23 protein-coding genes are annotated in these 25,142 nt (G+C 71.9%); 10 read left to right on the plus strand and 13 right to left on the minus strand.

Annotated features, from left to right (window positions below; translation table 11 throughout):
• Window positions 1-79: 79 nt before the first annotated feature.
• Window positions 80-412: a hypothetical protein gene (locus tag ACQP2Y_RS24690; protein WP_433717298.1), complete on the plus strand. Its 333-nt coding sequence runs from the start codon at window positions 80-82 to the stop codon at window positions 410-412.
• A gap of 56 nt (window positions 413-468) precedes the next feature.
• Window positions 469-1,269 (plus strand): isocitrate lyase/PEP mutase family protein, encoded by an 801-nt coding sequence (locus ACQP2Y_RS24695; RefSeq protein WP_433717300.1) that lies wholly within the window; start codon window positions 469-471, stop codon window positions 1,267-1,269.
• A 40-nt stretch (window positions 1,270-1,309) separates the two neighbouring features.
• Here ACQP2Y_RS24695 and ACQP2Y_RS24700 read toward each other — a convergent pair whose 3' ends face one another.
• From ACQP2Y_RS24700 to ACQP2Y_RS24720, 5 genes are all read right to left on the minus strand, one after another.
• Window positions 1,310-2,380 carry a DUF4037 domain-containing protein gene (locus tag ACQP2Y_RS24700; protein ID WP_433717302.1) on the minus strand — a complete coding sequence of 357 codons (1,071 nt, stop codon included), beginning with the start codon at window positions 2,378-2,380 and terminating at the stop codon, window positions 1,310-1,312.
• 31 nt (window positions 2,381-2,411) lie between these two features.
• On the minus strand, window positions 2,412-4,520 hold the full coding sequence (gene glgX / locus ACQP2Y_RS24705) for a glycogen debranching protein GlgX (RefSeq protein ID WP_433717304.1): 2,109 nt from the start codon (window positions 4,518-4,520) through the stop codon (window positions 2,412-2,414).
• A 138-nt stretch (window positions 4,521-4,658) separates the two neighbouring features.
• A complete protein-coding gene (locus tag ACQP2Y_RS24710; protein WP_433717306.1) occupies window positions 4,659-5,495 on the minus strand; it encodes a PRC and DUF2382 domain-containing protein in 837 nt (278 codons plus the stop codon).
• Between the two features lie 102 nt (window positions 5,496-5,597).
• Entirely contained in the window at window positions 5,598-6,254 is a 657-nt protein-coding gene (locus ACQP2Y_RS24715; protein WP_433717308.1) for a hypothetical protein, read from the minus strand.
• A 151-nt stretch (window positions 6,255-6,405) separates the two neighbouring features.
• A complete protein-coding gene (locus ACQP2Y_RS24720; RefSeq protein WP_433717310.1) occupies window positions 6,406-7,119 on the minus strand; it encodes a TetR/AcrR family transcriptional regulator C-terminal domain-containing protein in 714 nt (237 codons plus the stop codon).
• Window positions 7,120-7,218: 99 nt separating this feature from the next.
• On the opposite strand from ACQP2Y_RS24720, the gene ACQP2Y_RS24725 reads away from it, so the two are divergent.
• The 6 genes from ACQP2Y_RS24725 to ACQP2Y_RS24750 all read left to right on the plus strand — a co-directional run bounded on the left by ACQP2Y_RS24725 (window position 7,219) and on the right by ACQP2Y_RS24750 (window position 11,873).
• Entirely contained in the window at window positions 7,219-8,637 is a 1,419-nt protein-coding gene (locus tag ACQP2Y_RS24725) for a DHA2 family efflux MFS transporter permease subunit (protein ID WP_433717312.1), read from the plus strand.
• Window positions 8,634-9,692 (plus strand): spore photoproduct lyase family protein, encoded by a 1,059-nt coding sequence (locus ACQP2Y_RS24730; RefSeq protein ID WP_433717314.1) that lies wholly within the window; start codon window positions 8,634-8,636, stop codon window positions 9,690-9,692. Before ACQP2Y_RS24725 ends, ACQP2Y_RS24730 begins: the two co-directional genes overlap by 4 nt.
• A gap of 10 nt (window positions 9,693-9,702) precedes the next feature.
• Window positions 9,703-10,482 (plus strand): class I SAM-dependent methyltransferase, encoded by a 780-nt coding sequence (locus ACQP2Y_RS24735; protein ID WP_433717316.1) that lies wholly within the window; start codon window positions 9,703-9,705, stop codon window positions 10,480-10,482.
• Entirely contained in the window at window positions 10,479-11,006 is a 528-nt protein-coding gene (locus ACQP2Y_RS24740) for an AAA family ATPase (protein ID WP_433717318.1), read from the plus strand. The genes ACQP2Y_RS24735 and ACQP2Y_RS24740 overlap by 4 nt, the downstream gene beginning before the upstream one ends.
• Window positions 11,007-11,079: 73 nt before the next feature.
• Window positions 11,080-11,415, plus strand: coding sequence for an ArsR/SmtB family transcription factor (locus tag ACQP2Y_RS24745; protein ID WP_360554380.1), 336 nt, complete (start codon window positions 11,080-11,082; stop codon window positions 11,413-11,415).
• Entirely contained in the window at window positions 11,412-11,873 is a 462-nt protein-coding gene (locus tag ACQP2Y_RS24750; RefSeq protein ID WP_433717321.1) for an SRPBCC family protein, read from the plus strand. Before ACQP2Y_RS24745 ends, ACQP2Y_RS24750 begins: the two co-directional genes overlap by 4 nt.
• A 57-nt stretch (window positions 11,874-11,930) precedes the next feature.
• Here ACQP2Y_RS24750 and fliQ read toward each other — a convergent pair whose 3' ends face one another.
• The 4 genes from fliQ to ACQP2Y_RS24770 all read right to left on the minus strand — a co-directional run bounded on the left by fliQ (window position 11,931) and on the right by ACQP2Y_RS24770 (window position 14,948).
• Entirely contained in the window at window positions 11,931-12,200 is a 270-nt protein-coding gene (gene fliQ / locus ACQP2Y_RS24755) for a flagellar biosynthesis protein FliQ (protein WP_360542727.1), read from the minus strand.
• 106 nt (window positions 12,201-12,306) lie between these two features.
• Entirely contained in the window at window positions 12,307-13,581 is a 1,275-nt protein-coding gene (locus ACQP2Y_RS24760; RefSeq protein WP_433717323.1) for an erythromycin esterase family protein, read from the minus strand.
• Window positions 13,582-13,633: 52 nt separating this feature from the next.
• On the minus strand, window positions 13,634-14,395 hold the full coding sequence (locus ACQP2Y_RS24765; protein ID WP_433717325.1) for a hypothetical protein: 762 nt from the start codon (window positions 14,393-14,395) through the stop codon (window positions 13,634-13,636).
• A complete protein-coding gene (locus tag ACQP2Y_RS24770) occupies window positions 14,388-14,948 on the minus strand; it encodes an RNA polymerase sigma factor (RefSeq protein ID WP_433717327.1) in 561 nt (186 codons plus the stop codon). Before ACQP2Y_RS24770 ends, ACQP2Y_RS24765 begins: the two co-directional genes overlap by 8 nt.
• A 75-nt stretch (window positions 14,949-15,023) precedes the next feature.
• Between ACQP2Y_RS24770 and ACQP2Y_RS24775 the strand changes: the two genes are divergently transcribed.
• Both ACQP2Y_RS24775 and ACQP2Y_RS24780 read left to right on the plus strand, forming a co-directional pair.
• On the plus strand, window positions 15,024-16,232 hold the full coding sequence (locus tag ACQP2Y_RS24775; RefSeq protein ID WP_433717329.1) for a YncE family protein: 1,209 nt from the start codon (window positions 15,024-15,026) through the stop codon (window positions 16,230-16,232).
• Between the two features lie 26 nt (window positions 16,233-16,258).
• On the plus strand, window positions 16,259-16,702 hold the full coding sequence (locus ACQP2Y_RS24780; RefSeq protein WP_433717331.1) for a group II truncated hemoglobin: 444 nt from the start codon (window positions 16,259-16,261) through the stop codon (window positions 16,700-16,702).
• On the opposite strand, the gene ACQP2Y_RS24785 is transcribed toward ACQP2Y_RS24780, so the two are convergent.
• From ACQP2Y_RS24785 to ACQP2Y_RS24800, 4 genes are all read right to left on the minus strand, one after another.
• Window positions 16,691-18,409 carry a cellulase family glycosylhydrolase gene (locus ACQP2Y_RS24785; RefSeq protein WP_433717333.1) on the minus strand — a complete coding sequence of 573 codons (1,719 nt, stop codon included), beginning with the start codon at window positions 18,407-18,409 and terminating at the stop codon, window positions 16,691-16,693. The genes ACQP2Y_RS24780 and ACQP2Y_RS24785 overlap by 12 nt on opposite strands.
• Before the next feature lie 107 nt (window positions 18,410-18,516).
• A complete protein-coding gene (locus ACQP2Y_RS24790) occupies window positions 18,517-18,933 on the minus strand; it encodes an NUDIX domain-containing protein (RefSeq protein ID WP_433717335.1) in 417 nt (138 codons plus the stop codon).
• A gap of 25 nt (window positions 18,934-18,958) precedes the next feature.
• On the minus strand, window positions 18,959-23,512 hold the full coding sequence (locus ACQP2Y_RS24795; RefSeq protein WP_433717337.1) for a glycoside hydrolase family 2 TIM barrel-domain containing protein: 4,554 nt from the start codon (window positions 23,510-23,512) through the stop codon (window positions 18,959-18,961).
• Window positions 23,513-23,590: 78 nt separating this feature from the next.
• Window positions 23,591-25,018 carry a phthalyl amidase gene (locus ACQP2Y_RS24800; RefSeq protein WP_433717339.1) on the minus strand — a complete coding sequence of 476 codons (1,428 nt, stop codon included), beginning with the start codon at window positions 25,016-25,018 and terminating at the stop codon, window positions 23,591-23,593.
• Window positions 25,019-25,142: the final 124 nt, after the last annotated feature.

Genomic DNA, 25,142 nt, shown 5'->3' on the forward strand with positions numbered 1-25,142 from the left:
GATGGAGACCAGCCACAGCCGGCGGAGCGACGGGGGCGGCGGCTGCGGAAGCGCCATCACACGGGAGGAAACGATGGGGATGACCAACACACGGTGCGGGTCGCGGGTGCTGGCGGGGCTGGCGTTGACAGCGGCCCTGACCACGGTGACAGCCGGCTTCGTGGGCGTACAGGCCGCCTCGGCGGTGCCGTGGGACTGTTCGGTCGGCGGGTCGGGCAACGTCGGCTGGGCCATCTGCACCTCCGGCACCGGCCAGTACCAGGCGGTGGTGGACTGCGACGTCTGGCTGGGACGCGACTACACCCGCAAGGGCGCCTGGCGGGCGGTGGGCAGCGGCGAGCAGAGCATCGCGGCCTGCAACTCGTCCGAGGGCGCGTACAACAGGCGGCTGAACGCCTTCGGACCGCTCTGAGACCCGGCCGCCTCCCGGTCCGGCGGAGCCGGGAGGCGGTCTCTACGCTGATGACCATGACCGGCCTTCACGATCGTTTCCGGGCACTGCACGAGTCCGGCACCTTCTTGCTGCCGAACCCGTGGGACGCGGGCTCGGCCCGGCTGCTGGAGAGCCTGGGCTTCCCGGCGCTGGCCACCACGTCGTCCGGCCTCGCGGCGAGCCTGGGCAAGCTCGACCAGCAGGTCACCCGCGACGAACTGGTGGCGCACGTCGCGGCGGTCACCGCCGCGGTGCGGATCCCGCTCAACGTCGACGCCGAACGCTGCTTCGCGGACACCCCGGCGGGCATCGCCGAGACGGTGGACCTGCTGGCCGACGCGGGCGCGGCCGGCATCTCGATCGAGGACTACGACCCGGCGGCCGACCGGGTGGAGACGCTGGAAGCGGGCGCCGAGCGCGTCGCAGCGGCGGCGGAGGCCTGCGCCCGGCACGGCATCGTGCTGACGGCCCGGGCCGAGAATTACCTGTACGGCCATGACGACCTGGACGACACGATCGCCCGGCTGGACGCCTACCGGGCCGCGGGCGCCGACGTGGTGTACGCGCCCGGCCTGCGGAATCCGGCGGACATCGGCCGGCTCGTGCAGTCGGTGCCGGCGCCGGTCAACGTGCTGGCGTTGCCGGGCACGCCTACGGTCGCCGAGCTGAGCGAGCTGGGGGTGCGGCGGATCTCGACCGGTGGGGCGCTGACCTGGGCGGCTTACGGGGGTCTGCGGGATGCCGCGCGGGAGCTGCTGGAGAGCGGCACGACGACGTTCCGGTCCCGCGGCCTGACCGGCGACGAGATCGAGCAGGCCTTCGGGGCCCGCTCCTAGCGGCACGGACTCCGTCGAACGAGCCGCACGGGGCCGACAGTCACTCGTCCGGGTGCCCGGGCAGGCCGAGCAGCGGGCCCGCTCGCCGGCAGCGCGCAGGATCGCCAAGGATCTCGGTGGAGTCGGTCACCTGGTCGATCGTGCCCGGCAGCGTCCCGATCGGACCGCCCCGGCGCCCACCCAGCCGGTCGACCAGCGCCCGGACCTCCGGCTCGGTGATGGCCGCGGTCAGCGCCACCGTCAGCCGGTCGGCGAACAGCACCCGGATGTCACGCGTGTAATAGATCCGCGGCGCCGGGTCGACCGGCGCCGCCAGCCCGAGGTCGTTGGTCGCGGAGGCCAGCACACCCGCGGCCGTGACCAGCGCCGCCTCCCGGTCGCGCCAATCGGCTGCAGCGGTCGCGGCCGCCAGCGCCGGCCCGGCCGTCGCCGCCAGGTCCAGGCGGGCAAAACAACTACCGAGCCATTTCGGGTACGGCGCCCAGCACCGCTCGATCAGAAACGCCAGCCGCACCAGCTCGCGAACCAGCCGGGCGGCGACCAGCCGTGAGCCCAGGTCGTCACCGACGGCACCGGCCCGCCCCACGAAGGCCTCCTCCTGAGCGACCCGCAGCCACCCCGCCGCCAGGGCGTAGCGCCACACGTCGGGCGGATACCAGCGCACCGCCTCCCGGCGACGGGCCAGTTCCCCGTCCGGGTCGTGGAACACCGCCCCGGCGGTCAGCGTCGCGAGGGTCTGCGTCGGCGTCAGCAGCCAGTCCGCCACACCCAGTCCTCCGGCCGGATCGACCCCCAGCCGCCGGGCGAAAAAGGCACCGGCAGTCGTCACCTCGATCTGGTGGCCCGGCGCGCCGCCGTTGCGGTCCGCGGCGGCGAAGACTGTCGGGTGGCCCTCGAAGACGTCCGGCAGTGCGGCGAACGAAGGCGGCTGCTCGCGGTCGGGCAGGAAGATCTGCACGCGGGGGCCGAAGTCGTGGTCGGTGGAGACCGTGTCGTCGAGGCCGAGGACCTCGGAGCCCTCACCCAGCAGGGCCGCGGCGTGCCGCCGTCCGCCCAGCAGCGGGCGGACGGCGTGCTCGTAGAAGCGGTGGCTCAGCGCGATCCCGGACACGGCCTCAGCGTGCCGTACCGCGCAACCGGTTTCAGTAGCGGCAGCGCAGCACGACCATGGTGTGGCCCTCGACATCGCGCTGCCCGCCCGCCTTGGTCGTGCGGCGCCGGGCGGCCAGCAGCGGGTCGGCCGTGTCGACCACGGTCTCCCACGTACGGCCGTACGAGCGCGGCGGCAGCGTGAACGTCACTCCCTCGGCAAGCGGGTTGAACAGCACCAGGAACGAGTCGTCGATGATCTCCTCGCCCAGCGCGCCGCGTTCCGGGATGCCGTGGCCGTTGAGGAACACCGTCATCGTCATGCCGGAGCGGGTGTTCCAGTCCGGCTCGGTCATCGGCTCGCCGTCGCGGCGCAGCCAGGCGATGTCCGGCACCTTGGAGTCCCCGGCCGGTTCGCCGGTGAAGAAGCGGCGGCGGCGGAAGATCGGGTGGTCCGCGCGCAGCTTGGTCAGTGACGCGGTGAAGCGGGTCTGCACGTCGTGCATCCGGGCGTCTTCCCAGTCGACCCAGCTCAGCTCGCTGTCCTGGGCGTACACGTTGTTGTTGCCGTGCTGGGTGCGGCCCAGTTCGTCGCCGTGGGCGATCATCGGCACGCCCTGCGACAGCACCAGCGTGGTGAGGAAGTTGCGCTTCTGCCGCTCGCGCAGCTTCACCACCTCGGCGTCGTCGGTGGGGCCCTCGACGCCGCAGTTCCACGCCCGGTTGTGGCTCTCGCCGTCGCGGTTGTCCTCGCCGTTGGCCTCGTTGTGCTTCTCGTTGTACGAGACCAGGTCGTTGAGGGTGAAGCCGTCGTGGGCGGTGACGAAGTTGATCGACGCGATCGGGCGGCGGCCGTCGATCTCGTACAGGTCGGAGGAGCCGGTGAAGCGGGAGGCGAACTCGCCCAGGCTGCCCGGCTCGCCGCGCCAGAAGTCGCGGACGGTGTCGCGGTACTTGCCGTTCCACTCGGTCCACAGCGGCGGGAAGCCACCGACCTGGTAGCCGCCGTCGCCGACGTCCCACGGCTCGGCGATCAGCTTGACCTGGCTGACGATCGGGTCCTGGTTGACCAGGTCGAAGAACGCGGCCAGCCGGTTGACCTCGTGGAACTCGCGGGCCAGGGCGGAGGCCAGGTCGAAGCGGAAGCCGTCGACGTGCATGTCGGTCACCCAGTAGCGCAGCGAGTCCATGATGAGCCGCAGCGACTCGTGGTGGCGCACGTTGAGACTGTTACCGGTGCCGGTGGTGTCGTAGTAGTACTGCTTGTCGTCGTCGACGAGCCGGTAGTACGCCGGGTTGTCGATGCCGCGGAACGACAGCGTCGGCCCGAGGTGGTTGCCCTCGGCGGTGTGGTTGTAGACCACGTCCAGGATGACCTCGATGCCGGCCGCGTGCAGGGCCTTGACCATCGACTTGAACTCCTGCACCTGGCCGCCGTGCCCGCCGAACGAGGCGTAGTCGTTGTGCGGGGCGAAGAAGCCGATGGTGTTGTAACCCCAGTAGTTGCGCAGGCCGCGGTCGACCAGGGTGCTGTCGTGCACGAACTGGTGCACCGGCATCAGCTCGACGGCGGTGACCCCGAGCTCCTTGAAGTGCTTGATCATCGTCGGGTGGGCCAGGCCCGAGTAGGTCCCGCGGACGTCGTCGGGGATGCCCGGGTGGCGCTGGGTCATGCCCTTGACGTGCGCCTCGTAGATCACCGTCTGGTGGAACGGGATCTTCAGCGGGCGGTCGTTGGCCCAGTCGAAGAACGGGTTGATCACCACCGAGCGCATCGCGTACGGCGCCGAGTCCTCGTAGTTGACCTCGCCCGGGTTGCCGAAGTTGTAGGAGAACAGCGCGTTGTTCCACTCGTGGTGCCCGTCGATCGCCTTCGCGTACGGGTCGAGCAGCAACTTCGACGGGTTGCAGCGCAGCCCGGTCGCCGGGTCGTACGGGCCGTGCACGCGGTAGCCGTACCGCTGACCGGGCACGACCCGCGGCAGGTAGCCGTGCCACACCAGGGCCTCGCGCTCCGGCAGGTCGATGCGGGTCTCGGTGCCGTCGTCGTCGAACAGGCACAGCTCGACCCGGTCGGCGATCTCGGAGAAGAGCGCGAAGTTGGTCCCTCCGCCGTCGTACGTGGCCCCCAGCGGGTACGGCGAGCCGGGCCAGATCTTCATGTCTCTCCTCACCACCTGCGGACGCTCCGCGCAAGGCTTCCCACTCTGCCGTGCCTCGAACCCTGAATACGATGCGGGGCAGGACACACCGCGACACCCCCCGGATACCAGGATCCGGGGGGCGTCGGATGGTAAAGGTCAGCGGCGGGTACGGCCGCTGGTCTCGTCGTCGAACTCGATCTGCTCCTTGCGGACCTCACCGGAGACGCGCTCCTCGTCGGTGACGGTCTCCTTGCCCAGGCGCACGCGCTCCACCGGCACGGCCTCGGTGTCGACCACCGGGCGCTCGGCGTGCAGCGTGACCTCGTGCTCCTCCTCGGAGATGTCCGGGCCGTCGAGGGCCGAGCCACGGTTGGCGTCCGTGATCGGCTCGCGCTCCAGGCGTACCTCCTCGCGGCTGACCGGCACGGTGACCTGCTCCTGCTCGGTCACGACGTACTTGCGCAGCCGGGCCCGGCCGGCCTCCTCGGTGCGGGTGTCCGCGACCAGGCGCTCCTCGGAGCGGGTCATGGCGTCGTCGGTGTTGCGGCCGGACGTGTCACCACGGTCGTCGCTGGTGTCGTACGCGGTGCCGGTGGTGTTCGTCGTGGTGCCCGACGTGCGGGTCGTGGTGGTGGTGGTGTCGGTGTAGCCGTCACCGTCCCGGTCGAGGTTGCCGCCGGTCGACGAGAGGCCGTAGTAGGTGTAGAGCTCGTCCTCCTCGGCGGGGCTGAGCCGGCCGTCGGGGTCGATCCGCGGGGCGTCCTTCACCTGGTCCTTGCTGAACGCGACGATGATGCGGTCGCCCTCGAGGTTGGCCCCCTCCAGCGGCACGAAGCTCTGCTTGGTGCCGAACAGGCCGGTCTTCACCGAGACCCATTCGGGGTTGCCGGTCTGCGCGTCGAGGTAGACGTCGGCAGCCGAACCGATCTTGGTGCCGTCGGTCTCGTAGACGTCGGAGCCGAGCAGCTTCTGGGTGTCGTTCTGGGTGAGCATGCTGTTTCCTTTCCGGGTGGGTGGGCACGACCGATCGACCGGCCGGCCCCGGTGTGCGGTGTTGCGGTGTTGCGGTGTTGCGGTTTCAGGTGATGCGGGCGGTCAGAGCCCGAGGCCCGCCTTGTCGACCTTGCGGTGGTACCGCATGCCGGCGAGGCCGCCGAGGATCGCGCCGGCGAGGGCCGCCACGACGGCCACCACGATGGCGATGATGCCGCCGGTGGTGACGTCGCCCTCGTTGATCGGCAGACGTGGGAAGCCGCCCAGCTTGGCCAGGATGTCGAACTTGGCGCCGGCCAGTGCGCCGACGACGGCCACGACCACCGCGATGACGATGGACCAGACCCAGACGCCGATCCCCTGCTTGGCCCCGCTGAGGCGGGCCATCCGGCCCGCGACGTAGCCGCCGCAGTAGTACGCGATCAGCAGCACCACCAGCAACGCGATGCCGCCGACGATGGTGACCGTGCCGGCGTTGTCCGCCGCCTGATCGGCCGCCTGACCGGCGTCCGTGTCGTTCGCCACGCCCACTGCGGTGCCGGCCGCGGCCAGCAGTGCGGTCAGCAGGATCGCGGTCCCGGTGGCGGTGAGCCAGCCGAAGAAGGCCGAGCCCCATTTGATGCCGCCGTAGCGCTCCTTCTCGCGCTGGAGCACGGCATGCCGCTCACTGGTGGCTGCCGTCGCTCCGGAGTCGCTGTCCGGTTCGTCGCGGGAATACCGCGTCGCACCGTCTTCGTGCGCATTTCGGGGATTGTTCATGACCGGCTCCGGGGGGAGGTGCCTGCGGGGGGATCGATCATCGAAGCCGCTGCTCAGCGCCGCGGTCCGACATCCTTACGCAGGCAAAGGTGCCCGGCTGTTTACCGCATAAACAGGCGATCTTTAATTCTTTCAGGAAGTGCTCAGGACGTTATTGATCGCCATTTCGGGGTATCGCCCGCCCCCGGCCGCGCGGGCGGGTCGGCAGCATCAACGCGATGCGGTCGAGCAGCGTCTCGAGGGCCTCCTCGAAGTCCGCGGCGGAGTGGTCCTGCGACAGGTGCGGCTCCAGGCGCCGCAGCACCGGGTACGCGCTCAGATCGTGCACCGGGGCCACCTCCGGCTCCTCCACCGGGCCGGTCTCGACGCCGAGGGCGGAGACCTCCAGCAGCAGATGGCCGAGCAGGAAGCTGCTGAACGCCCGGTACACCGCGGCGGCGTCCTCGTCGGAGAAGCCCGCCGACGTCATGACCTGCAGCAGCGACTCGATCCCGCGCAGGCTGCGCAGCGGGGGCCGGACCCAGGGCGCCGCCGCCGGCCGGGTGGCCACCAGCGGGAACACCTCGGGGTGGGCCAGCGCGATCCGCCGCAGCCCGTGGGCCAGCCGCTGGAGGTAGTCGACCCAGCCGGCCGGCGCCTCCAGGCCGAGGTCGGGGTCGCCGTACAGCTCGTCCACGACGGACTCGACCACCGCGTCCAGCAACGCTTCCCGGCCGGGCAGGTGGCGGTACAGCGCCATGCCCTCGACCCCGAGGTACGCCCCGAGGCGCCGCATGGTCAGCTCGCGCAGGCCGCGCTCGTCGATGAAACGCACGGCGGCCTGCACGATGCGTTGCTGATCGAGCCCCGTCTCGCTGTTCCGCATGGACCCTCCGACCCGTACGCCGCACAGCCGGATGAAGTGTGTCACGCCGCCCCGCCGGGTTCCGCGGACACTGCCGCGCGAAGGAGTAGAAAGGATCCGATGCCCGAGCTCAGTCACCGCCGCCGCCAGCTGGTGCTCGCGATCTGCTGCCTGAGCCTGTTCATCGTCGGGCTGGACGTCACGATCGTGAACATCGCGCTGCCCTCGTTGCGGGCCGACCTGGACGCGTCCGTCTCCTCGCTGCAGTGGGTGCTGGACGCGTACACGCTGGTGCTGGCGAGCCTGCTGATCCTGTCCGGCTCGACCGCCGACCGGGTGGGCCGGCGGCGCACGTTCCAGACCGGGCTGGCGCTGTTCACCGTCGGGTCGCTGCTGTGCAGTGTGGCTCCGGGGCTGGGCTGGCTGATCGTGTTCCGGATGGTGCAGGCGGTGGGCGGCTCGATGCTCAACCCGGTCGCCATGTCGATCATCACGAACACGTTCACCGAGCCCCGCGAGCGTGCCCGGGCCATCGGCGTCTGGGGCGGGGTCGTCGGGCTCAGCATGGCGCTGGGGCCGGTGCTGGGCGGTCTGCTGGTCGCCGGGCTGGGCTGGCGGTCGATCTTCTGGATCAACGTGCCGGTCGGGGTGGCCGCGATCGTGCTGGCCGCCCTGTACGTCCCCGAGTCGCGGGCCGAGCACCCCCGCCGCATCGACCCGGTCGGCCAGGTGCTGGTGCTGCTCGTCCTGGCCTCGGTCACGTTCGGCATCATCGAGGGCCCGAACGCCGGCTGGGGCTCGCCGCTGATCGTAGGGTGCTTCGTATCGGGGGCCGTGGCGCTGGCCTCGCTGCTGGCGTACGAGTCGCGCCGCACCGAGCCGCTGCTGGATCTGCGTTTCTTCCGCAGCGTGCCGTTCTCCGGCGCGACCGTCATCGCGGTCTGCGCCTTCGGCGCGCTCGGCGGCTTCCTGTTCCTCAACTCGCTGTATCTGCAGGAGGTACGCAGCCTGTCAGCGCTGCAAGCGGGCCTGTACACGTTGCCGATGGCGGCGCTGACCGCGGTGATCGCGCCGCTGTCGGGCCGCATGGTCGGCGCCCGCGGGCCCCGGCTGCCCCTGATCCTGGCCGGCTCGGCGATCGCGCTGGCGATGCTGCCGCTGACCCGGCTCACCGCGGACACCCCGGTCTGGCTGCTGTTCACCGCGTACGCGATGTTCGGTTTCGGCTTCGGCATGGTGAACGCGCCGATCACCAACACGGCGGTCTCCGGCATGCCCCGCGCCCAGGCTGGTGTGGCCGCCGCGATCGCCTCGACCAGCCGTCAGGTCGGCGCCGCACTCGGCGTGGCCGTCGTGGGCGCCGCGGTGGTCTCCGGCCTCAGCGGCGCGGCGGCGCAGCACTTCGCCGAGGCGAGCCGCACCGGCTGGTGGATCCTGTTCGGCTGCGGCCTGGCCGTCCTCGCCCTGGGCCTGGCCACCACCGGCCGCCGCGCCCGCGCCACCGCCGCCCCCGTCGAAAGCCCGGTGCCTGTCCTATGAGCGCTCTGCTGGACATCCGCCGTATCTACGTCGAGCCGGAGGCCGCCGCCCTGCCCCGCGGCAAGGAGATCCTGGCCCGCTTCCCGGAGGCGGAACGCGTCGCGGTGGAGAGCCACCACCGCATCCCCGAGCTCTACGGCGACGAGACCAACGTTGACCGCTGGGTCCGGATCAAGCGCGAGGCCCTGGTGCTGGGCGTCAAGAAGTCGCTGGCCGCCCGCCCCAACGGCCGCTCGGCGGACTTCATCGCCCCGTCCACGGCCAACGGCTGCGCGATGGCGTGCGCCTACTGCTATGTGCCGCGCCGCAAGGGTTACAGCAACCCCATCACCGTCTTCGCCAACATCGACAAGATCCAGGGGTACGTGCAGCGCCACGTGAGCCGTCAGGGCGTGAAGCCGGCGCCGAACGAGTGCGACCCGCATGCCTGGGTCTACGACATCGGCGAGAACTCGGACTGCTCGCTCGACGCCCGGATCAGTGACAACGTGCGGGACCTGGTCGAGCTGTTCCGCTGGCTGCCCACAGCCAAGGCCAGCTTCGCCACCAAGCACGTCAACCGTGATCTGCTGGAGTGGGATCCGCAGGGCCGCACCAGGATCCGCTTCTCGCTGATGCCCGCGCCCGACGCCAAGCTGCTCGACATCCGCACCAGCCCGGTGGCCGAGCGGATCGCCGCCATCGACGATTTCGTCGCGGCCGGCTACGAGGTGCACGTCAACTTCAGCCCGGTCGTGGTGCGCGACGGCTGGCTGGAGGACTGGGCGGTCCTGCTCGACCAGCTCGACGCGGGCCTCGGCCCGGCGGCCAAGGCCCAGCTCGCCGCCGAGGTCATCTTCCTGACCCACAACAAGGACCTGCACGAGGTCAACCTGGGCTGGCATCCGAAGGCCGAGGAGCTGCTCTGGCGCCCGGAGCTGCAACAGGTGAAACGCTCGGAGAACGGCACCCTGAACGTGCGCTACCGCACCGGCGACAAAGGACGCTACGTCGCCGCTCTGACCGACCTGATCGCCGCCCGGACCCCGTATTGTCGGATCCGCTATGCCTTCTGACTTGCCCGCCATGATTGGGACCTTCGACGAGGCGGCCGCGAGCTACGACAGCGTGGGCGTCGACTTCTTCACGCCGATGGGCGCCGAGCTGGTGCGCCGCGCGGCGATCCAGCCAGGCGAGCACGTTCTCGACGTCGGCTGTGGACGCGGCGCGGTGCTGCTGAGCGCCGCCGCTGCGGCCGGGCCGACGGGCCGGGTCGTCGGCATCGACCTGGCGCCGTCGATGGTCGAGCTGACCGCGGCCGCGTCCGCACACCTTCCGGGCGTCACGGTGCAGGTCGGCGACGCGCAGCAGCCGGCGTTCGGGCCCGGCACCTTCGACGTCGTCACGGCCGGGCTGGTGCTGTTCTTCCTGCCGGATCCGCCGGCGGCGGTGGCCGCATACCGGGAGCTGCTGCGTCCCGGCGGCCGGCTGGCGTTCAGCTCGTTCGCCGCGTTCGACCCACGCTACGAGCGCGCCATGAAGGCGCTGGCGGCGCACACCCCGACGCCGCAGCGGCGCGAGCAGGCGCCCGGCATGTTCGGCTCCGAGGCATCGCTGCGCGCGGCCCTGAGCGCCTGGTCCCGGATCCGGATCACCGAGTTCACCCAGGTGAGCCGCTTCGCCGGGATCGAGCAGTGGCTGACGTGGGTCGGGTCGCACGGTGGCCGGGCCGTCCTCGCCGCGGTCCCGGCCGAGCGCCTGCCGGCGGCGACCACCGCGGCCGAGGCCGAGCTGGCCGGCGCCCGCACCGACGACGGCACCATCCACCTGACCACCACCATCCGTGTCGTGGTGGCCGATCGTTGAGTGAGCCGGCCGGTCCCGCCCTGGTCGTGGTCAGCGGGCCACCCGGCAGCGGCAAGACCACCCTGGCCCATGCGCTGGCCCGCGAGCTCGGCTGCCCGGCGATCTGCCGCGACGAGATCCGCGAGGGTGTGGTGCGGGCCGGGACACCCGACCCCGGCATGCTGCACACCCTGGCGACCTTCTTCGACGTGCTGACCCTGCTGGTGCGGGCCGGCGTGACGACGGTGGCCGAAGCGGCGTTCCAGGACAAGTTGTGGCAGCCCGGGCTGGCCCCGCTGACCGGCCTGGCTCGCATTCGGGTCGTGCGCTGCTCGGTCACGCCGTCGACCGCACGCACCCGGATCACCGACCGTCTGCGGACCACGGCGAACCGGGCCGCCCACGACGACGCCGGTCTGCTGCGCCGGATGGACGCCGGCGAGGCGACCTGGGAGCCGATCAGCCTGCCGGTGCCGACGCTGACGGTGGACACCACCGACGGCTACTCCCCCGGCCTGCGCGAAATCGTCGCCTTCGCTTATTGACATCACCGCGTCCAGCGGTACTCTCAACCTATCGGTTGATAAACCGACTAGTTGATAAGCCAGGTGGTTGAGCATGACGACGGCCGACCCGATCAGCGGCGTCTTCGCCGCCCTCGCCGATCCGACCCGCAGGGCGATCCTCGCCCGGCTGGCCCGCGGCGAGGCGACGGTCAACGAACTCGCAGAGCCCTTCCCGATCAGCCTGCAGGCGATCTCGAAGCACCTGAACGTGCTCGAGCGCGCCGGCCTGATCGCCCGGACCCGCGAGGCCCAATGGCGGCGCTGCCGGATCGAACCCGCCCCGCTGCGCGACATCGCGGGCTGGGTCGAGCAGTACCGGCGCCTCTGGGAAGAGCGCTACGACACGCTCGGCGGATACCTGGACGACCTGCAGAAGGAGCAGTCATGAGCACCATCACGGTCAGCACCCCCACCCCCACCGAACTGGTCATGAGCCGCACGTTCGACGCCCCCAAGGAGCTCGTCTTCGCCGCGCACACCGAGGCCGAGCACCTGCGGCACTGGTGGGGCCGGGGCAACCCGCTCGACGTGTCGATCGACTTCCGGGTCGGCGGCAAGTGGCGCTTCGTGGAGACCTCCGACGGCCAGGAGCACGCCTTCCGGGGCGAGTTCCGGGAGATCTCGGCACCCGACTCCTACACCTGGACGTTCGAGTACGAGCCGATGGCCGGCCACGTGCTGGTCGAGAAGTTCGTCTTCACCGAGGAGGACGGCAAGACCACGGTGACCGCGTCGAGCACCTTCGACTCGCAGGAGGACCGCGACGGCATGCTCCAGTCGGGCATGGAGGCCGGGGCGAACCAGAGCTACGCGGCGCTGGACGCGTACCTGTTGAAGGTGGGTTGATCCCGGAGACACGAAAAGGGCCGCCCGATGGGCGGCCCTTTTTCGATGTGCGGGAGGTCAGCCGATCAGCGTCGGGATCTTCTCGAACAGCTGCGTCGTGAACGTGACCATCTCGTGCAGCATCCAGTTACCCGAGAACAGGATCGCCGCGCCCACGCCCACAGCCTTCGGGACGAACGACAGCGTCGCCTCCTGGATCTGGGTCACCGACTGGAACAGCGAGATCGCGAAACCGATCAGCAGCGCGGTCAGAAGCACCGGCGCGCACATCTTCGCGGCGATGGTCATGGCCTGCAGCCCCAGCTCAACGATCTGCGTGTCCGTCATGCCATCCCCTTCGGGCTCCCGACGAAGCCGGGGAGCGCAGAACGGGGGCGCCACGGTTGCCGTTCGGTTCGGGCTCACACCGCCTATCGCGTCCTAGGAAGATAGGTCAAACGCCGGAGGGGAAAGTCTCGGGTTCGCGGGTGTCGATGGTCGCCGGGTGCAGCGGGCGGACCGCCTGCGTCTCGTCGAACCAGAGGAAGGCGTCGTAGCGTTCGCCCAGCACCGTCGGGACGTAGTTGCCCCAGCGTTCGCGGTCCGGGCGGTAGACCACGCCCATCGCGCGGTGGGCCAGCTCATCCGTCAGCAGGTCCGGGCCGTCCTCGGGGAAGACGAACAGCGCGCGGGACGGTGCCGTCGCGTGCAGCACGTCCTCCAGGGAGTCCGGCCGGGCCGGCGGCACCCCCATCTCCCGCATCGGCGCGCCCCACGAGTCGCCCGCGATCACCGAGCCGCGGTGCGTACCGAAACCCACCAGCACCACCCGGTCCCGGCCGTAGCGGTCGCGGGCCAGCTCGCCCAGCGTGTTCTCGCCGTGCCGGGACTGGTCCGTCGCCCGGGCGTCGCCCACGTGGGTGTTGTGCGCCCACACGACCGCCTTCGCCTCGGGGCCGTAGTGGGTCAGCAGCCGGTCCAGGGTCTCGTCCATGTGCCGGTCGCGGACGTTCCACGAGCGCGGACCGCCGTGCACCATCGCCCGGTAGTAGTGCTCCGCACCCGCGACCACCTCGGCGTTCTGCCAGGCAGCGAACTCCCCCGCCCCGGCCGTCGCCCGCTCGCGCAGCCGCACCAGCAGGTCCACCACCTCGTTCTCGCAGGTCGCCGACACGAACCGGGTGGCCCACGCGTACGACTGCGGGTCCTCGGCGAACGGCTCGAAGCACCGGTACGCGGCCAGCGCGGCCGGCACCTGATCCGGGTCGTGCTCGCGCAGGTGCACCAGGATCTCGCGGAGCGACTCCCACAGCGAGTACACGTCCAGGCCGTGGAAGCCCACCGGCCGCTCCCGGCTCTCGTTGCTCGCCCGCAGCCACCGGCAGAAGTCGGTCACCTCCTCGTTGGCCCACATCCACGTCGGCCACCGGTCGTACGCCAGCAGCGCCTCACGCGGATCCGCGGGCTCGCCCGGCAGTCCCCGCACGCTGCGGTCCACCCGGGCGCAGTCGGGCCAGTCCCCCTCGACCGCGACGAAGGAGAAGCCCTGCTGCTCGATCAGCCGGCGGGTGAGCGCCGCCCGCCAGGTGTAGAACTCGTGGGTGCCGTGGCTCGCCTCGCCCAGCAGCACGACCCGGGCCGGGCCGGCCCGTTCGACCAGCTCGTCGAGGTCGCCGGGGTCCCGCAGCGGGGTCGCCAGGGATGCCACTTCGTCGCCGTAGCGTGCCATGAGCCGCCGCCTACCCGGCCCGGATGCCGTTCATACGTCTGACTCTTGGACCTCAGCGCAGCGACACCGCGACCGTGCGCGCCTCCTCCAGGTCGGCGAAGCCCTCCAGGCGGTAGGTGAGGTCCCCGCTGGTCCAGATCAGCGTGGGACCGGCCAGCCGGGCGGTCTCGACGCGCTCGACGCCGTCCCGCCCGACGTAGGTCACCGGATGCGGCTGCGGCAGCCAGATCGCGTCCGCGCCCGCCACCTCGACCCACTGGGCCTCGGGGGCGGACTTGAAGAAGAACGGGCTGACCCGGCCGTCGAACTCGTCGAGCCGGACCGTTCCGCCGCGGTAGACCAGCGTGACCACCCGCGGCGCGCCGGACGGGTCCGGGTCGCCCAGTTCCACCCGCTCGGGCGCGCCGAGCTTGTCCGGGACCAGCACCGGGAACAGCGCCACGCGCCGGGCGGCGTCGAGGCTCCCGGTGCGCACCGACGGCAGCGGACTCGGGTCGGTGGGCAGGCCACGAGGGGCGGGCTCCTGGCGTACCTCGATCCCCGCGATCCGCAGCAGCCCGCCGACCGCGTCGACGACCGCCGCGCGGGCCGGGGCGATCCCGGCGACCAGCGCGATCAGCGCGGCCACCACGGCCACGATCCACCGGCGGCCCGGCAGCGGCCGCACCTTGACCGACGGAAACCAACGGCGGCGGGGCGCGGGCTGTGCGAGCCGGGCCCGCACCGCGGCCCGCTGATCGGCGGCATCCGGTACGTCGAGATGGGTTGCGAGCGCCCGCAGCTCCCGGGCGAGGTCGTCGAGGTCGTCAGGCACCGGGCACCCCCTGCCCCACGAGGCGGCCGCGCAGTTTGGTCAGCGCCCGCGACGTCCGCGACTTCACCGTGCCCTTGGGCAGGCCCAGGGTCTGCGCCGTCTCCGCCTCCGACAGGTCCAGCAGGAAACGGCAGACCAGCACCTCCTGGTCCCGCGCGTCGAGCAGGCGGATCTGCTCGACCAGGTGACGCCGGCGCTCACCCTCGAGGACCGACTCGGCCGGATCCGGCTCGGCCGCCTCCGGGTGCTCGCGGGCGGCGGCGCGCAGCACCAGGCCGTCACGCCGGCGGCGGGACCGGTGCAGGTTACGGGTCTCGTTGGCGACGATGGCCAGCAGCCACGGCCGGAACCCGGACCGACCCTGGTAGTGGGCGAGCTGCCGGTACGCCTTCACGAACGCCTCCTGCACCACGTCGTCGGCGTCGGCCCCGGCACCGAGCAGGACGGCGGCCCGGTGCGCGGGCGTGGTGTAACGGACGACGAGGACCTCGTACGCGTCCACGTCGCCGGTGCGGGCACGCGCCACGGCTGCCGCATCGTCCAGTTCGGTCACCATCACCTCCTCGACACCGCACGCCGGGGAAAGGTTCCCGGGAACCCGAGCAGCACCTCGCGGTGTCGACAGGACATGACGACCCGGCGGGATCTTCTCATCATCGCGGGCGGCGCCGCCCTGTTGTCCGGTTGCCGCGACGAGCCGCGGCGCGCTGTGTCCGTACCGGATGTGGTGGTGGCCGGGACCCGCGAAGGCCTGGTGGTGCTCGGCGGGCCGCATCGGCGCGGCCTCGGCCGGGAGGCGGTGACCAGCGCCGACGGCGCGGCCGCGGGCGCGCTCGGCCGTGACGACGCCGGCCGGCCGGCCCTCGTCCGGCTGGACCTGGCGACCGGTCAGCTGGGCCGGCCGCTGCCGCTGGCCGCGGGCTGGCTCCCGCGGGTGATCACGGCGGACGGCGCGAACTGCGCGCTGACCCGCACGGCTGCGGCGGCCCGCCCGGTGGCCCGGGCCCGCACGACGATCATGGTGCTTTCCGGTACGGGACAACGGGAGTACGACCTCAGCGGCGTCGTCGAACCGGACGCGTTCACCCAGGACGCCACCGGCTTGTTCGTGCTGGAGTGGCTGCCTTCCACGGCGCCGGACCACTACCGGGTACGCCGGCTCGACCTCGCCACGGGCTCGCTGGAGCCGTTGCTGACCCGGGACAAGTCACCGGTGCCGGCCGGTGCCGAGGAGGAGATGCGCGGTGACGGCCGGCAGGAGGTGCTCTCCCCGGACCGGCAGGTCCTCTACACGCTCTACACCCACCAGCCCGGCCACCTGCACACCCGTGACCTGCTGGCCGGGCGGTCCGGTGGCGTCCACGCGTTCGTGCACGTGCTGCACCTGGCGCAGGGGTGGGCGTACTGCCTGGACCTGCCGGACCCGTTCGGCCAGGGTCCGGCCGAGGGGCACGCGCTGGCGGTGAGCGCGGACGGGCAGCGCCTGGCGATCGCCCACGCGATGGCGGGCGTCGTTCTGTACGCCGACACCGCCTCGCTGGCGATCGACGCGACCGCCGCGGTGCCGGCCGTGGCGGACTCGGCGAGCCTGGCCTTCGCCCCGGACGGGCGGCTGCTACTGGGCGCCGGAAGGACGGTGACCGTGCTGAAGCCGGGCGGCTCGGTGCCGGCGGGCTGGACCGTGCCGGCGCCGGTCCGGGGGCTCGGGGTCAGCAGTGACGCGTCCCGGGTCTACGTGGGCGGTGCCGACGAGGTGCTCTGGCTGGACGCGGGCACCGGCGGCGTGCGGGGGCGGGCACCGGTCGCCGGACTGACCGAGCTACGACACGTGCGGTAGAGAGGGCTTTCTGCCAGGGTGACCTCATGTCCCTCTACGAGGCTGCCGGCGGCGCCCCGGCCATGCTGGCGCTGGCCACCGACTTCCATGCCCGCTGCCTGGCCGACCCGCAGCTCGAACATCCCTTCTCGCACCAGGGCAATCCCGAGCACGTGCAGCGCCTCGCCGACTACTGGGGTGAGGTGTTCGGCGGCCCGCCGGTCTACTCGGAGTCCTACGGCGGGCACTCCGGCATGCTCGGCATCCACGCCAACCAGGGCGCCGAGGCGGAGCTCGGCGACCGGTTCGTGGCGTGTTTCGTGGCCGCCCTGGACGGCGCGCACCTTCCGGCGGATCCGGAACTGCGCGCCGCCCTGAGCGGCTACATCCGCTGGGCCACCGACGAGGTCATGACGTACTCCCCCGCCGGCGCCCGGGTCCCGGCGGCGCTGGCCACGCCGCGCTGGGACTTCGACGGCCTACGACGCTGAACAGGTGACCGCCGGCGTCGGTGCCGGGCCCGTGCCGACGAAGCCGAACGTGGCGCTCGCTCCCGGGGCCAGGGCGCCGTTGTGGGCGGCGTTGCGGACCGTCGCGGTCGAGCCGGACGTGGTCAGCGTGCCGTTCCACAGCGAGGACACCGCCGTGCCCGCCGGATTGGTCCAGGTGGCCGTCCAGCCGCGGGTGGCCGCCGTACCGGTGTTCTTGATCGTGACCTCACCCTGGAAGCCGCCGGACCAGACACCGGTCTGGCTGTAGGTGGCCGTGCAGGTGCCGGACGGCACGGGCGGGGTGGACGGCGAGACCGAGACCGACGCCGACGGGGAGGCCGGGCCGGTGGGTTCGGTGCCGCCGCCGTACCGGGCGGCCAGGCTGATGCCGGTGGTGCTGCCCGCGCCGCCGAGCGGGACCTGGTGGTCCAGGCTGACGAACTTGCCGGCGTACTGCCACAGGGCCGGCTTGAGCAGCGCGTACTTCTGCTCGTCCCAGGTCTTCCAGTCGTCGAGCAGCAGCCCGCCGGTGTCGCCGGAGTTGGGGTTGAGCACCCAGAACGTCTGGTGCAGGTGCTTCTCCACGATCAGGTCCCGCAGGGCGGTCATCCACTTGTCCTGCCGCGGGTCCTGGCCCAGCCGGCCACCCCACTCGCCGACCAGCAGCGGCGCGGTGCCGGAGTCGTGCACGTAGAGCCAGTTCGGCGTCCACACGTCGGTGGTCAGCGAGGCCTTGTCGAACGCCTTCTGGAACCACGGCTGGTCGAACACCAGGGGCCCGTAGTCGTGCGGCGAGTAGACCAGCTGGTCCTGGTTGGCGCCCAGGTTGATCGGGTGCTCGGCGACGCCGCGCAGGTTGCCGCCCCACCAGGTGTTGTAGAAGTTCGAGCTCTGGTCCGGGTTGGTGTTCGGCGAGGACCAGGTGGAGCCCGGCTTCGGGTAGACCTGGATGCCCTCGACCAGCACGAGCACCTTGGGGTTGATCGCCAGGATCCGCTTGGCCGCGGTCTCGGCCACGTACTTCCAGTTGTCGGCGTCGGTGGAGCTGTCCCACTTGGCGCGGACAGTCTCGTTCTGCGCGCCGTGCGGCTCGTTCTTGATGTCCATCGCGACCAGCGTGTCGTCGCTCTTGTAGCGCGCGGTCACCCACTCCCACGCCTGGTAGAAGTTCTCCGTGGTGACGGTGCCCTTCCACCACACCGGGTGGTTGTGGCCGGAGTTGTCGGCCTCGGCGCTGTGCACGTCGAGCAGGACCTTCATGCCGTACTGGCGGCAGAGCGCCAGGAACGCGTCGAAGACCTGCAGGGTGGTCTTGCCGGTCAGCTCCGGATTGGCGTACGTGTTGACGCCGGAGGCCACGGCGGCCTGCCCGGCCTTCCACTCCAGCAGCAGCTGGGTCGAGATCGGCACCCGGACGATGTTGATGCCGCGGTCGGCCATGGACTTGGTGACCTCGGTGAGGTTGGCCGACCAGAGCCCGTGGAAGACGCGCTCACCGGCGTTGAAGCCGAACCAGTTGGTCCCGGTGAGCCAGACCGGGTTGCCGGCTTCGTCGACGATCTGGTTGCCGCTGACGTGCAACCAGTCCTCGGCCGGGGCGGCGGCCGCGGCCGAGGAGGTGCCGGTGCCGGCGAACCACAGCAGCGGGGCGGCGAGGACCGCCGCCGCGGCTGCGGCGAGACGCCGTTTGGATCGGGTCGAGAACATGCGCGGGTTCCTCCGAGGGGGACGACGAGGATGGTGGGAGCGCTCCCACGCACAGCATGGAACATCGACCAAGCCAAATCCAGTGTTTCGCGGCAGAAAACCCGCCGTTACAGCTGGGCCTCGCGGAAAAGGTCGAGGGTCGGCTCGAGCTGGGAGTGCAGCGGAGCCGGCAGGGCCGCCGGGTCGAACCAGCCCAGCTCGTCGAACTTGTGCGGTTCACCGATCGCCACGGCGGCCGGGTCGACGCGGACCGCGAAGACCACCGCGACCCAGTGCGACAGCGGTTCCGTGCGGACCACGTTGCGGACGCCGAGCAGGCTGATCTCCTGCGGCTCGGTCGCGTACTCCTCCTTGACCTCGCGGGTCACCGCGGCCTCGAAGGTCTCGCCGAACTCCAGCGCGCCCGCCCCGGTGTCCCAGGTCCCGGGCTCGTCGCGGGCACCAGCCGAACGCCGGGCGAGCAGGATGCGGCCGGCACCGTCGTGGCAGATGAAGACGCAGGAGACGCGTGGTTCACGGGACATGGCCGTTCATTCTGCCCGACCCGGCTCAGCCGCAGGCGAGCCGGGCGGCGGCCCAGTCGGCGTGGTCGTTGCCGTTGCCGTTGCCGCCGTCGGTGACCCGCAGCTCCAGGCCCTGCACCCCGGTCACGTCGACGTCCAGGCGCTGGGCGGGGTTCGCGCCGGTGAGCACGCCGGTCTGGGCCAGCCGGGTGCCGTCGCCCCAGACCTCGAACGTCACCGAGCCCGCGCTGCCCGTCTCGTCGTCGACGCCCACGTCGGCGCGCAGCCGGGTGCAGTCGCCGCCGAGGCCGACCTGGACCGTGGACGCCGCGTGCACGCCGACGCCCTTGGGGTAGACGACGTCGCCGATGGTCAGCGGGTTGCCGTCGGTGGCGCCCTGTTCGCCGTTGCTGCGGTCCTTCTCGGCCGGGCCCCAGCCGTTCACCGGGGCGGTGAACGGGCGGTCGCTGAGCCAGACGTAGCCCGCCGGCAACGGCGCCTCGGTGGTGGCGGTCGCGGTGGTGGTCGAGGCGAAGCCGTCGGGCGTGGTGGTCTCGGCGGTCGCGGTGAGCCGGTACGTGCCGATGTCGGTACCCGCCGGGGCGGTGACGGTGAACGAGGCCGTCTCGCGGTCGGCGACGGCGCCCAGGTCCACCGAGGCCGGTTGCACGGTCCAGCCCTCGGGCGCGCTCAGCCGTACCGTCGCGTCCCGCAGACCCGCCGCGCAGCGCGCCGCGACCTGGACCTGCACCGGTTCGGCCGTGCTGGGCTCGATCCGGCCGTCCGTGGTAACCGTCAGCTCCGGCGGGCAGGGCGCCGGCACGTCGGCGTCCGGGACGCCGCCCGCGGCGACCTCGGCGCGGGTGAGCGGACGCAGGACCAGTTCGTGCGAGTACGGCTGCGTGGGCGACAGCCGGTACGGCGCCAGCACCGAGTTCGGCGTCTCCCCCATCCCGGTCTCGCCGGCCTCCGCGTGCAGCGTCACCCAGTCCTTGTTGCGCACCAGCGGCAGCTGATGGTCGTACTCGGCGCGGTCCAGGTCGTCGTAGGCGGTCACGCTGACGTCGGAGGTGCCGCCGACCAGCAGCCCGCCGCGCTGGTCGTGCAGGGTGGCCCAGCGGGTGTCGGTGTGGTTGCCGTACGCCTGCGGCCGCGAGTACCGCACGTACTCCTTCTCGACCGTGCTGCGGTAGACGCCCATCGGGGCCCCGCTGTGCCGGTCGTTGTAGGACTCCTGCGGACCGCGCCCGTAGTAGGCGAAGCGCTGCATCGAGTCGGGCACCCGCAGCGAGATGCCGACCCGGGGCAGGTACGGCAGCGCGCCCACCCGTGAGCCCTTCGCGGCAACGTCCTGCCGCAGCGTGACGGTGCCCCGCCGGTCGATCCGGTACGTCAGCGTCTGGTCGAACGACAGCAGCGCCTCAGTCCCGGGGCCGGCCGCGACACTGCGCACCTCCACCACGACAGCGTCGGCCTCGGTCCGGGTGCGCACCCCGCTGACCGTGGTCCGCAGCCGGTCCAGGCCGGTCTCGTGCCAGATCCGCCGGTCGTCGGTGCCCCAGTCGTACGTCTCGTTGCTGGTCGGCGGCCGGTACACGTCCAGCTGGGGCCCGCCGCGCAGCAGTTCCCGGCCGGCCGCGCGCATCGAGGTCAACGAGCCGTCGTCGAAGCGGTAGGCGAAGTCGCGGCCGGACACGGTGACGGTGTCGCCGCTGGTGGCCACGGCAGGCGCGCCGGGCACGGGGAGCGGGAGGATGCCCGGCACCGCGTGGCCGCCGACGGCGAACTGGTCGTACCCGACGATCCAGCCCCGGCGGGCCCAGGCGGTGTCCCGGTTGCTGGCCGCGGTCACGGTGAGGAAGCGTTCCCGGTCGGCCGGGTTGCCCGGCAGCGGCCCGGGATCCAGCTCGGCGGTCTGTCCCGGGGCGAGCCGGATGCGCCGGCTGCCGGAGCGCAGCACGTCGCTCTGCTCCTTGACCTGCCAGCGCACGGTCAGGTCGAAGTCGCCGGCCTGCTGCTCGTTGTGCAGCCGGACCGTGGTGCCGGTGCGGGTGATCCGGACCGGGGCCTGGGCCCAGGCCATCTCGGCGGTCTCCGGCTGCACGTAGCGGTCCGAGCCGACCAGGCCGTCGGTGCCGGACAGGCTGATGCCCAGGCTCAGGAAGTCGCCCTTGCGCTGGAAGCGGTCGAAGTTCAGGGCCAGCACCGCGCCGGCGACCGGGTCCGCGCCCGCGGCGAGCTGCGCCGGGGTGAGCGCGGACGGGTAGATGCGGGCATCGTCGATCAGGCCGCGGCCGAGCCGGATGCTCCACAGGTCGTTGTCCTGCTGGGTGTCGGCGTTGCGGCCCAGGTTGACCTCGAACAGGCCCGGGTCCACCGCACCCGTACGGGCGGTCGTCGCCACCTCGGCGCCGTCGATGGACAGCCGCAGGGCGGTGCCGTCGTAGACGCCGGTGACGCGGTGCCAGGCGCCGTACCAGTCGGCCGGTACGTCCGCCGCGGCCGTCGCCCAGCCGCCCGCGTTCACACCGAACTCCAGGGTGTCGCGGTCGCGCATCTGCAACGCGTACCCCTGGCCCTTGGTCAGGATCGGGAAGCTGCCGGCCCACTCGCCCGGCTTGACCCAGGCGTCCAGCGTCAGCGGACCGGTCAGGTCCAGCCGCTTGTCGCGGAAGACGTCCACGAAGTCGTCCAGGCTGGACAGGGCCACGGCCTGGCCGCGTCGGCCGGGGACCGTGCCGGGCTTACCGACCAGGAACGTCTGGATGCCGTGGGCCGCGTCGGGGGTGGTGATCAGCGGCTGGCGCAGGTTCTGCTCGGCCCAGTCCCAGATGAAGCCGCCCTGCATCGCCGGATACTTGCGGGCCAGCGCCCAGAACTGGTCGAAGTTGCCCAGCCCGTTGCCCATGGCGTGGGCGTACTCGCCCATCACGATCGGCTTGGTGCTGCTCAGGGTGCGGCTCTCCAGCCGGGCCGGGGTCGGGTAGCGGGGACCGTCCACGTCGGCGAACGGGGCGTCGCCGTCCGGGTTGTTGGACTGGTGGTAGAGCAGCCGGGTCGGCTCGTGGGCGTCGGCCCAGGCCGCCATCGCGTAGTGCGCGGCGCCGAGGCCGGCCTCGTTGCCGGTGTCCCAGAAGATGACGCTCGGGTGGTTCTTGTCCCGGGCGACCATCGCCTGGAAGCGGTCGGCGAACGCGGCCTGCCACTCCGGGCGGTCGGCCAGGCAGTTCGACGGGCACGTCTCGTGGCTGTGCGTCTCGATGTCCACCTCGTCGTCGACCCACAGGCCGTGCTCGTCGGCCAGGTCGTACAGGTAGGGGTCCGAGGGGTAGTGCGAGGTGCGGACGGCGTTGAGGTGCAGCCGTTTCATCAGGAAGACGTCGTCGCGCTGGGCCTGCCGGGTCACGTGCCGGCCGGTGTCCGGATCGGTCTCGGCCCGGTTGGTGCCCTTGATCAGGATGCGCTCGCCGTTGACCAGGATCTGCCGGTCGCGGACCTCGATCTCCCGGAAGCCGACCGGCTGCGCGGTCGTGTGCAGGGCCCGACCGTCCGGGCCGAGCAGTTGCAAGACCAGCGTGTAGAGGTTGGGCTCCTCGGCGCTCCACTTCGCCGGGTTGCTGATGGGGGCGGTCAGCGTCACCGCGCCGGTGCTCGCCGCGGCGTTCATGGTGGTCACGGTCCGGCCGCGCCGGTCCTGCAGGGTGCCACGCACGGTGAAGTCGCCGGGCGCGCCGGTGACCTCGACGCGGGCGCTGAGCGTCGCATCCCGGTACGCCGCGTCCAGGTCAGTGGTGATGGTGGCGTCGCGCAGCCGGGTCTGGGCGAAGCGGTAGAGCCGCACGTCGCGGAAGATGCCGCTGTAGCGCCACTGGTCGACGTCCTCGAGGTACGCGCCGCTGCCCCAGCGGTGCACCTGGACCGCGATGCTGTTGCGGCCCGGACGCAGCCGCTCGGTGATGTCGAACTCGGCCGGGGTGTAGCCGCCCTGGTCGTAGCCGACGTACCCGCCGTTCACCCAGACCAGGTAGTTGCTGGTCACGCCCTCGAAGCGGAGCAGGACCCGGTCGCTGTCGCGGGTCCAGTCCGCGGGCAGGTCGACGGTGCGCAGGTACGCCCCGGTCGGGTTGACGTCGCGGGGCACCTTCGGCGGGTCGTCCGGGGCGATGTCGGACGGGATGTTGCGGAACATCGGGTGGTCGATGAAGTCGGACTGCCAGGTGTGCGGCACCGAGACCGACGGCCAGCCGGACGCGTCGAAGCCGGCGCCGTGGAAGGCCGCGGGCACGTCATCCGGCCGGTCGAAGATCTTGAGCCGCCACTTGCCGTTCAGCGACGTGACGTTGGGGTCACGCGCGTCGTGGCTGGTCACGTCGGCCGCGGCGGCGCGGGCACTGGCGTACGGCCGCAGATCCGTGTGCGGCGCCTCCTGGCCCTCGCCGGTGAGCTGCGGGTCCTCCAGGTAGCGGTAGACGTCCGCCACCGTCTGCGGGCCCGCCCCGGCCGGCGGCGCTGCCGTGGCGGCGGCCGGCGGCGCCACCAGGGGCAGCACGAGAGCGACGGTGATGGCGGCACGGAAGATCCACGACGGGGCACGGCGCATCGGTCGCTCCTGACGGCTCGGGATGCACGAAAGCGCTTCCATTGAACACTTTCAATGGGAGCGCCTCCGTGTCAACCGTCATCGCCGGCCGGCAGCACCCGTCTTTACGGGGCACACGGCACCGAAGACGGCCCGCTCCCCGACGGTGTAACGGCAGCCGAAGCCCGCCGCCGCCACGGTGCGCCGGTTGAGGATCGCGTCCCCGCCGGGGCGGTGGCCGCCGCGGACCCAGGTCACCAGGTCGTCGAAGCCCTGGCGCAGCTCCGCCTGGGTGAAGTCGCAGTGCCCGACGCCCCGGATCGCCCGGGAGACGAACAATTTGGCGCGGCCGTTCTGCAGGGCGCGGCGGGCGTACACCTGCTCCATCGAGAACGGTACGAACAGGTCACCGATGTCGTGCAGCGAGAGCACCGGCACCGGCGGCCGGCCGTCCACCCGCGGCACGCCGTCCAGGCCCCGGCTCGGCCGCGCGGTCGGCGCCACCCGCAGCACGTCCCGGTTGAGCTGCCACTCGGCCCGGGTGGGCAGGAGCCGGTCGGTGCTGCGGTACAGCGTGAACCGGTTGTCGGTGAGGTTGCCCTCCGCGATGTTGGCGGTGCCGCCGGACAGCCCCGGGTAGAGACCGAAGATGAACGGCAGATCCGCGGTGGGCGCCGAGGAGGGCGCGGCGTTCCAGTACGCGAACGACGCGGCGAAGCCCGGCCGCTCGCCCCCGGTGCGCCGCTCGACGACGTCCGCCCAGGTCCGGCCCGCTTCGGTGAGCACCGGCGGCTTGCCCGTCGTGACGCCCAGGGCCGGCAGGATGCGCTTGACCTGCTCGCGCCACCGGTCCGCGAAGCCGGCGTCCGGGGTCAGCGGGAAGTCGATGTCGACACCGGCGAGCGCGGCCGCGGTGACGTTGGAGTCCAGGAAGTAGTCGAACAGCTCGGCGTCACCCAGCACCCCGCAGACCGGCATCGCGCCGACGAACGAGCGCGGGTGCTCCTCGATGGCGACGGCGGTGATGTGGCCGCCCATCGAGGCGCCGGTCATGTAGACCGACCGGGCGCGCTGGGCGGTGACCTGGCGGAAGAGGTCGATCAGCGCGTACGAGTCGCGGACGCCCTGGCCCACGTCGTAGCCGTTGGTCTGGTAGCTGGAGGCGGCCCAGGCGAAGCCCCGGGCGATGTAGTGCGCGCGCAGCGACGGGCTGTCGACGTACACGGTGGTGCCGGTGCCGCGGTAGCCGTGCGCGTAGACGACCAGCTGGCCGTTCCAGGCTTTCGGCACTTCGATCCGGTACGCCGCGCCGTCGCGGATACCGGTGTGCACGACGGATTCCGGCGTGGCGGTGAACGGGGTGCCGTTCGGCTCGCAGGCCGGGTCGGCGACCAGGTAGCCGGGCTGGGTGGTGCTGGCGACGGGCGCGGCGCAGGTGGGCGCGGCAGCCGACGCGGGGGCGGCGAGCACGCCGGCGATCAGGGCCGGCGCCACAGCGAGCGCGAATTGTTTCCGGCTGATTCTCACAGGGTTACCTCCGAGTAACACTCAAGAACCCCAGCCGGTCGCTGTCAAGGCCGGTGATTTCACCGATGTGTCCGGCCGAGGTCCGGCCGAAGACTGACGCTCGTCGATCCCGTCCCATCCGAGG

This window comes from Actinoplanes sp. CA-051413, from assembly GCF_050955795.1.
Classification (GTDB): domain Bacteria; phylum Actinomycetota; class Actinomycetes; order Mycobacteriales; family Micromonosporaceae; genus Actinoplanes.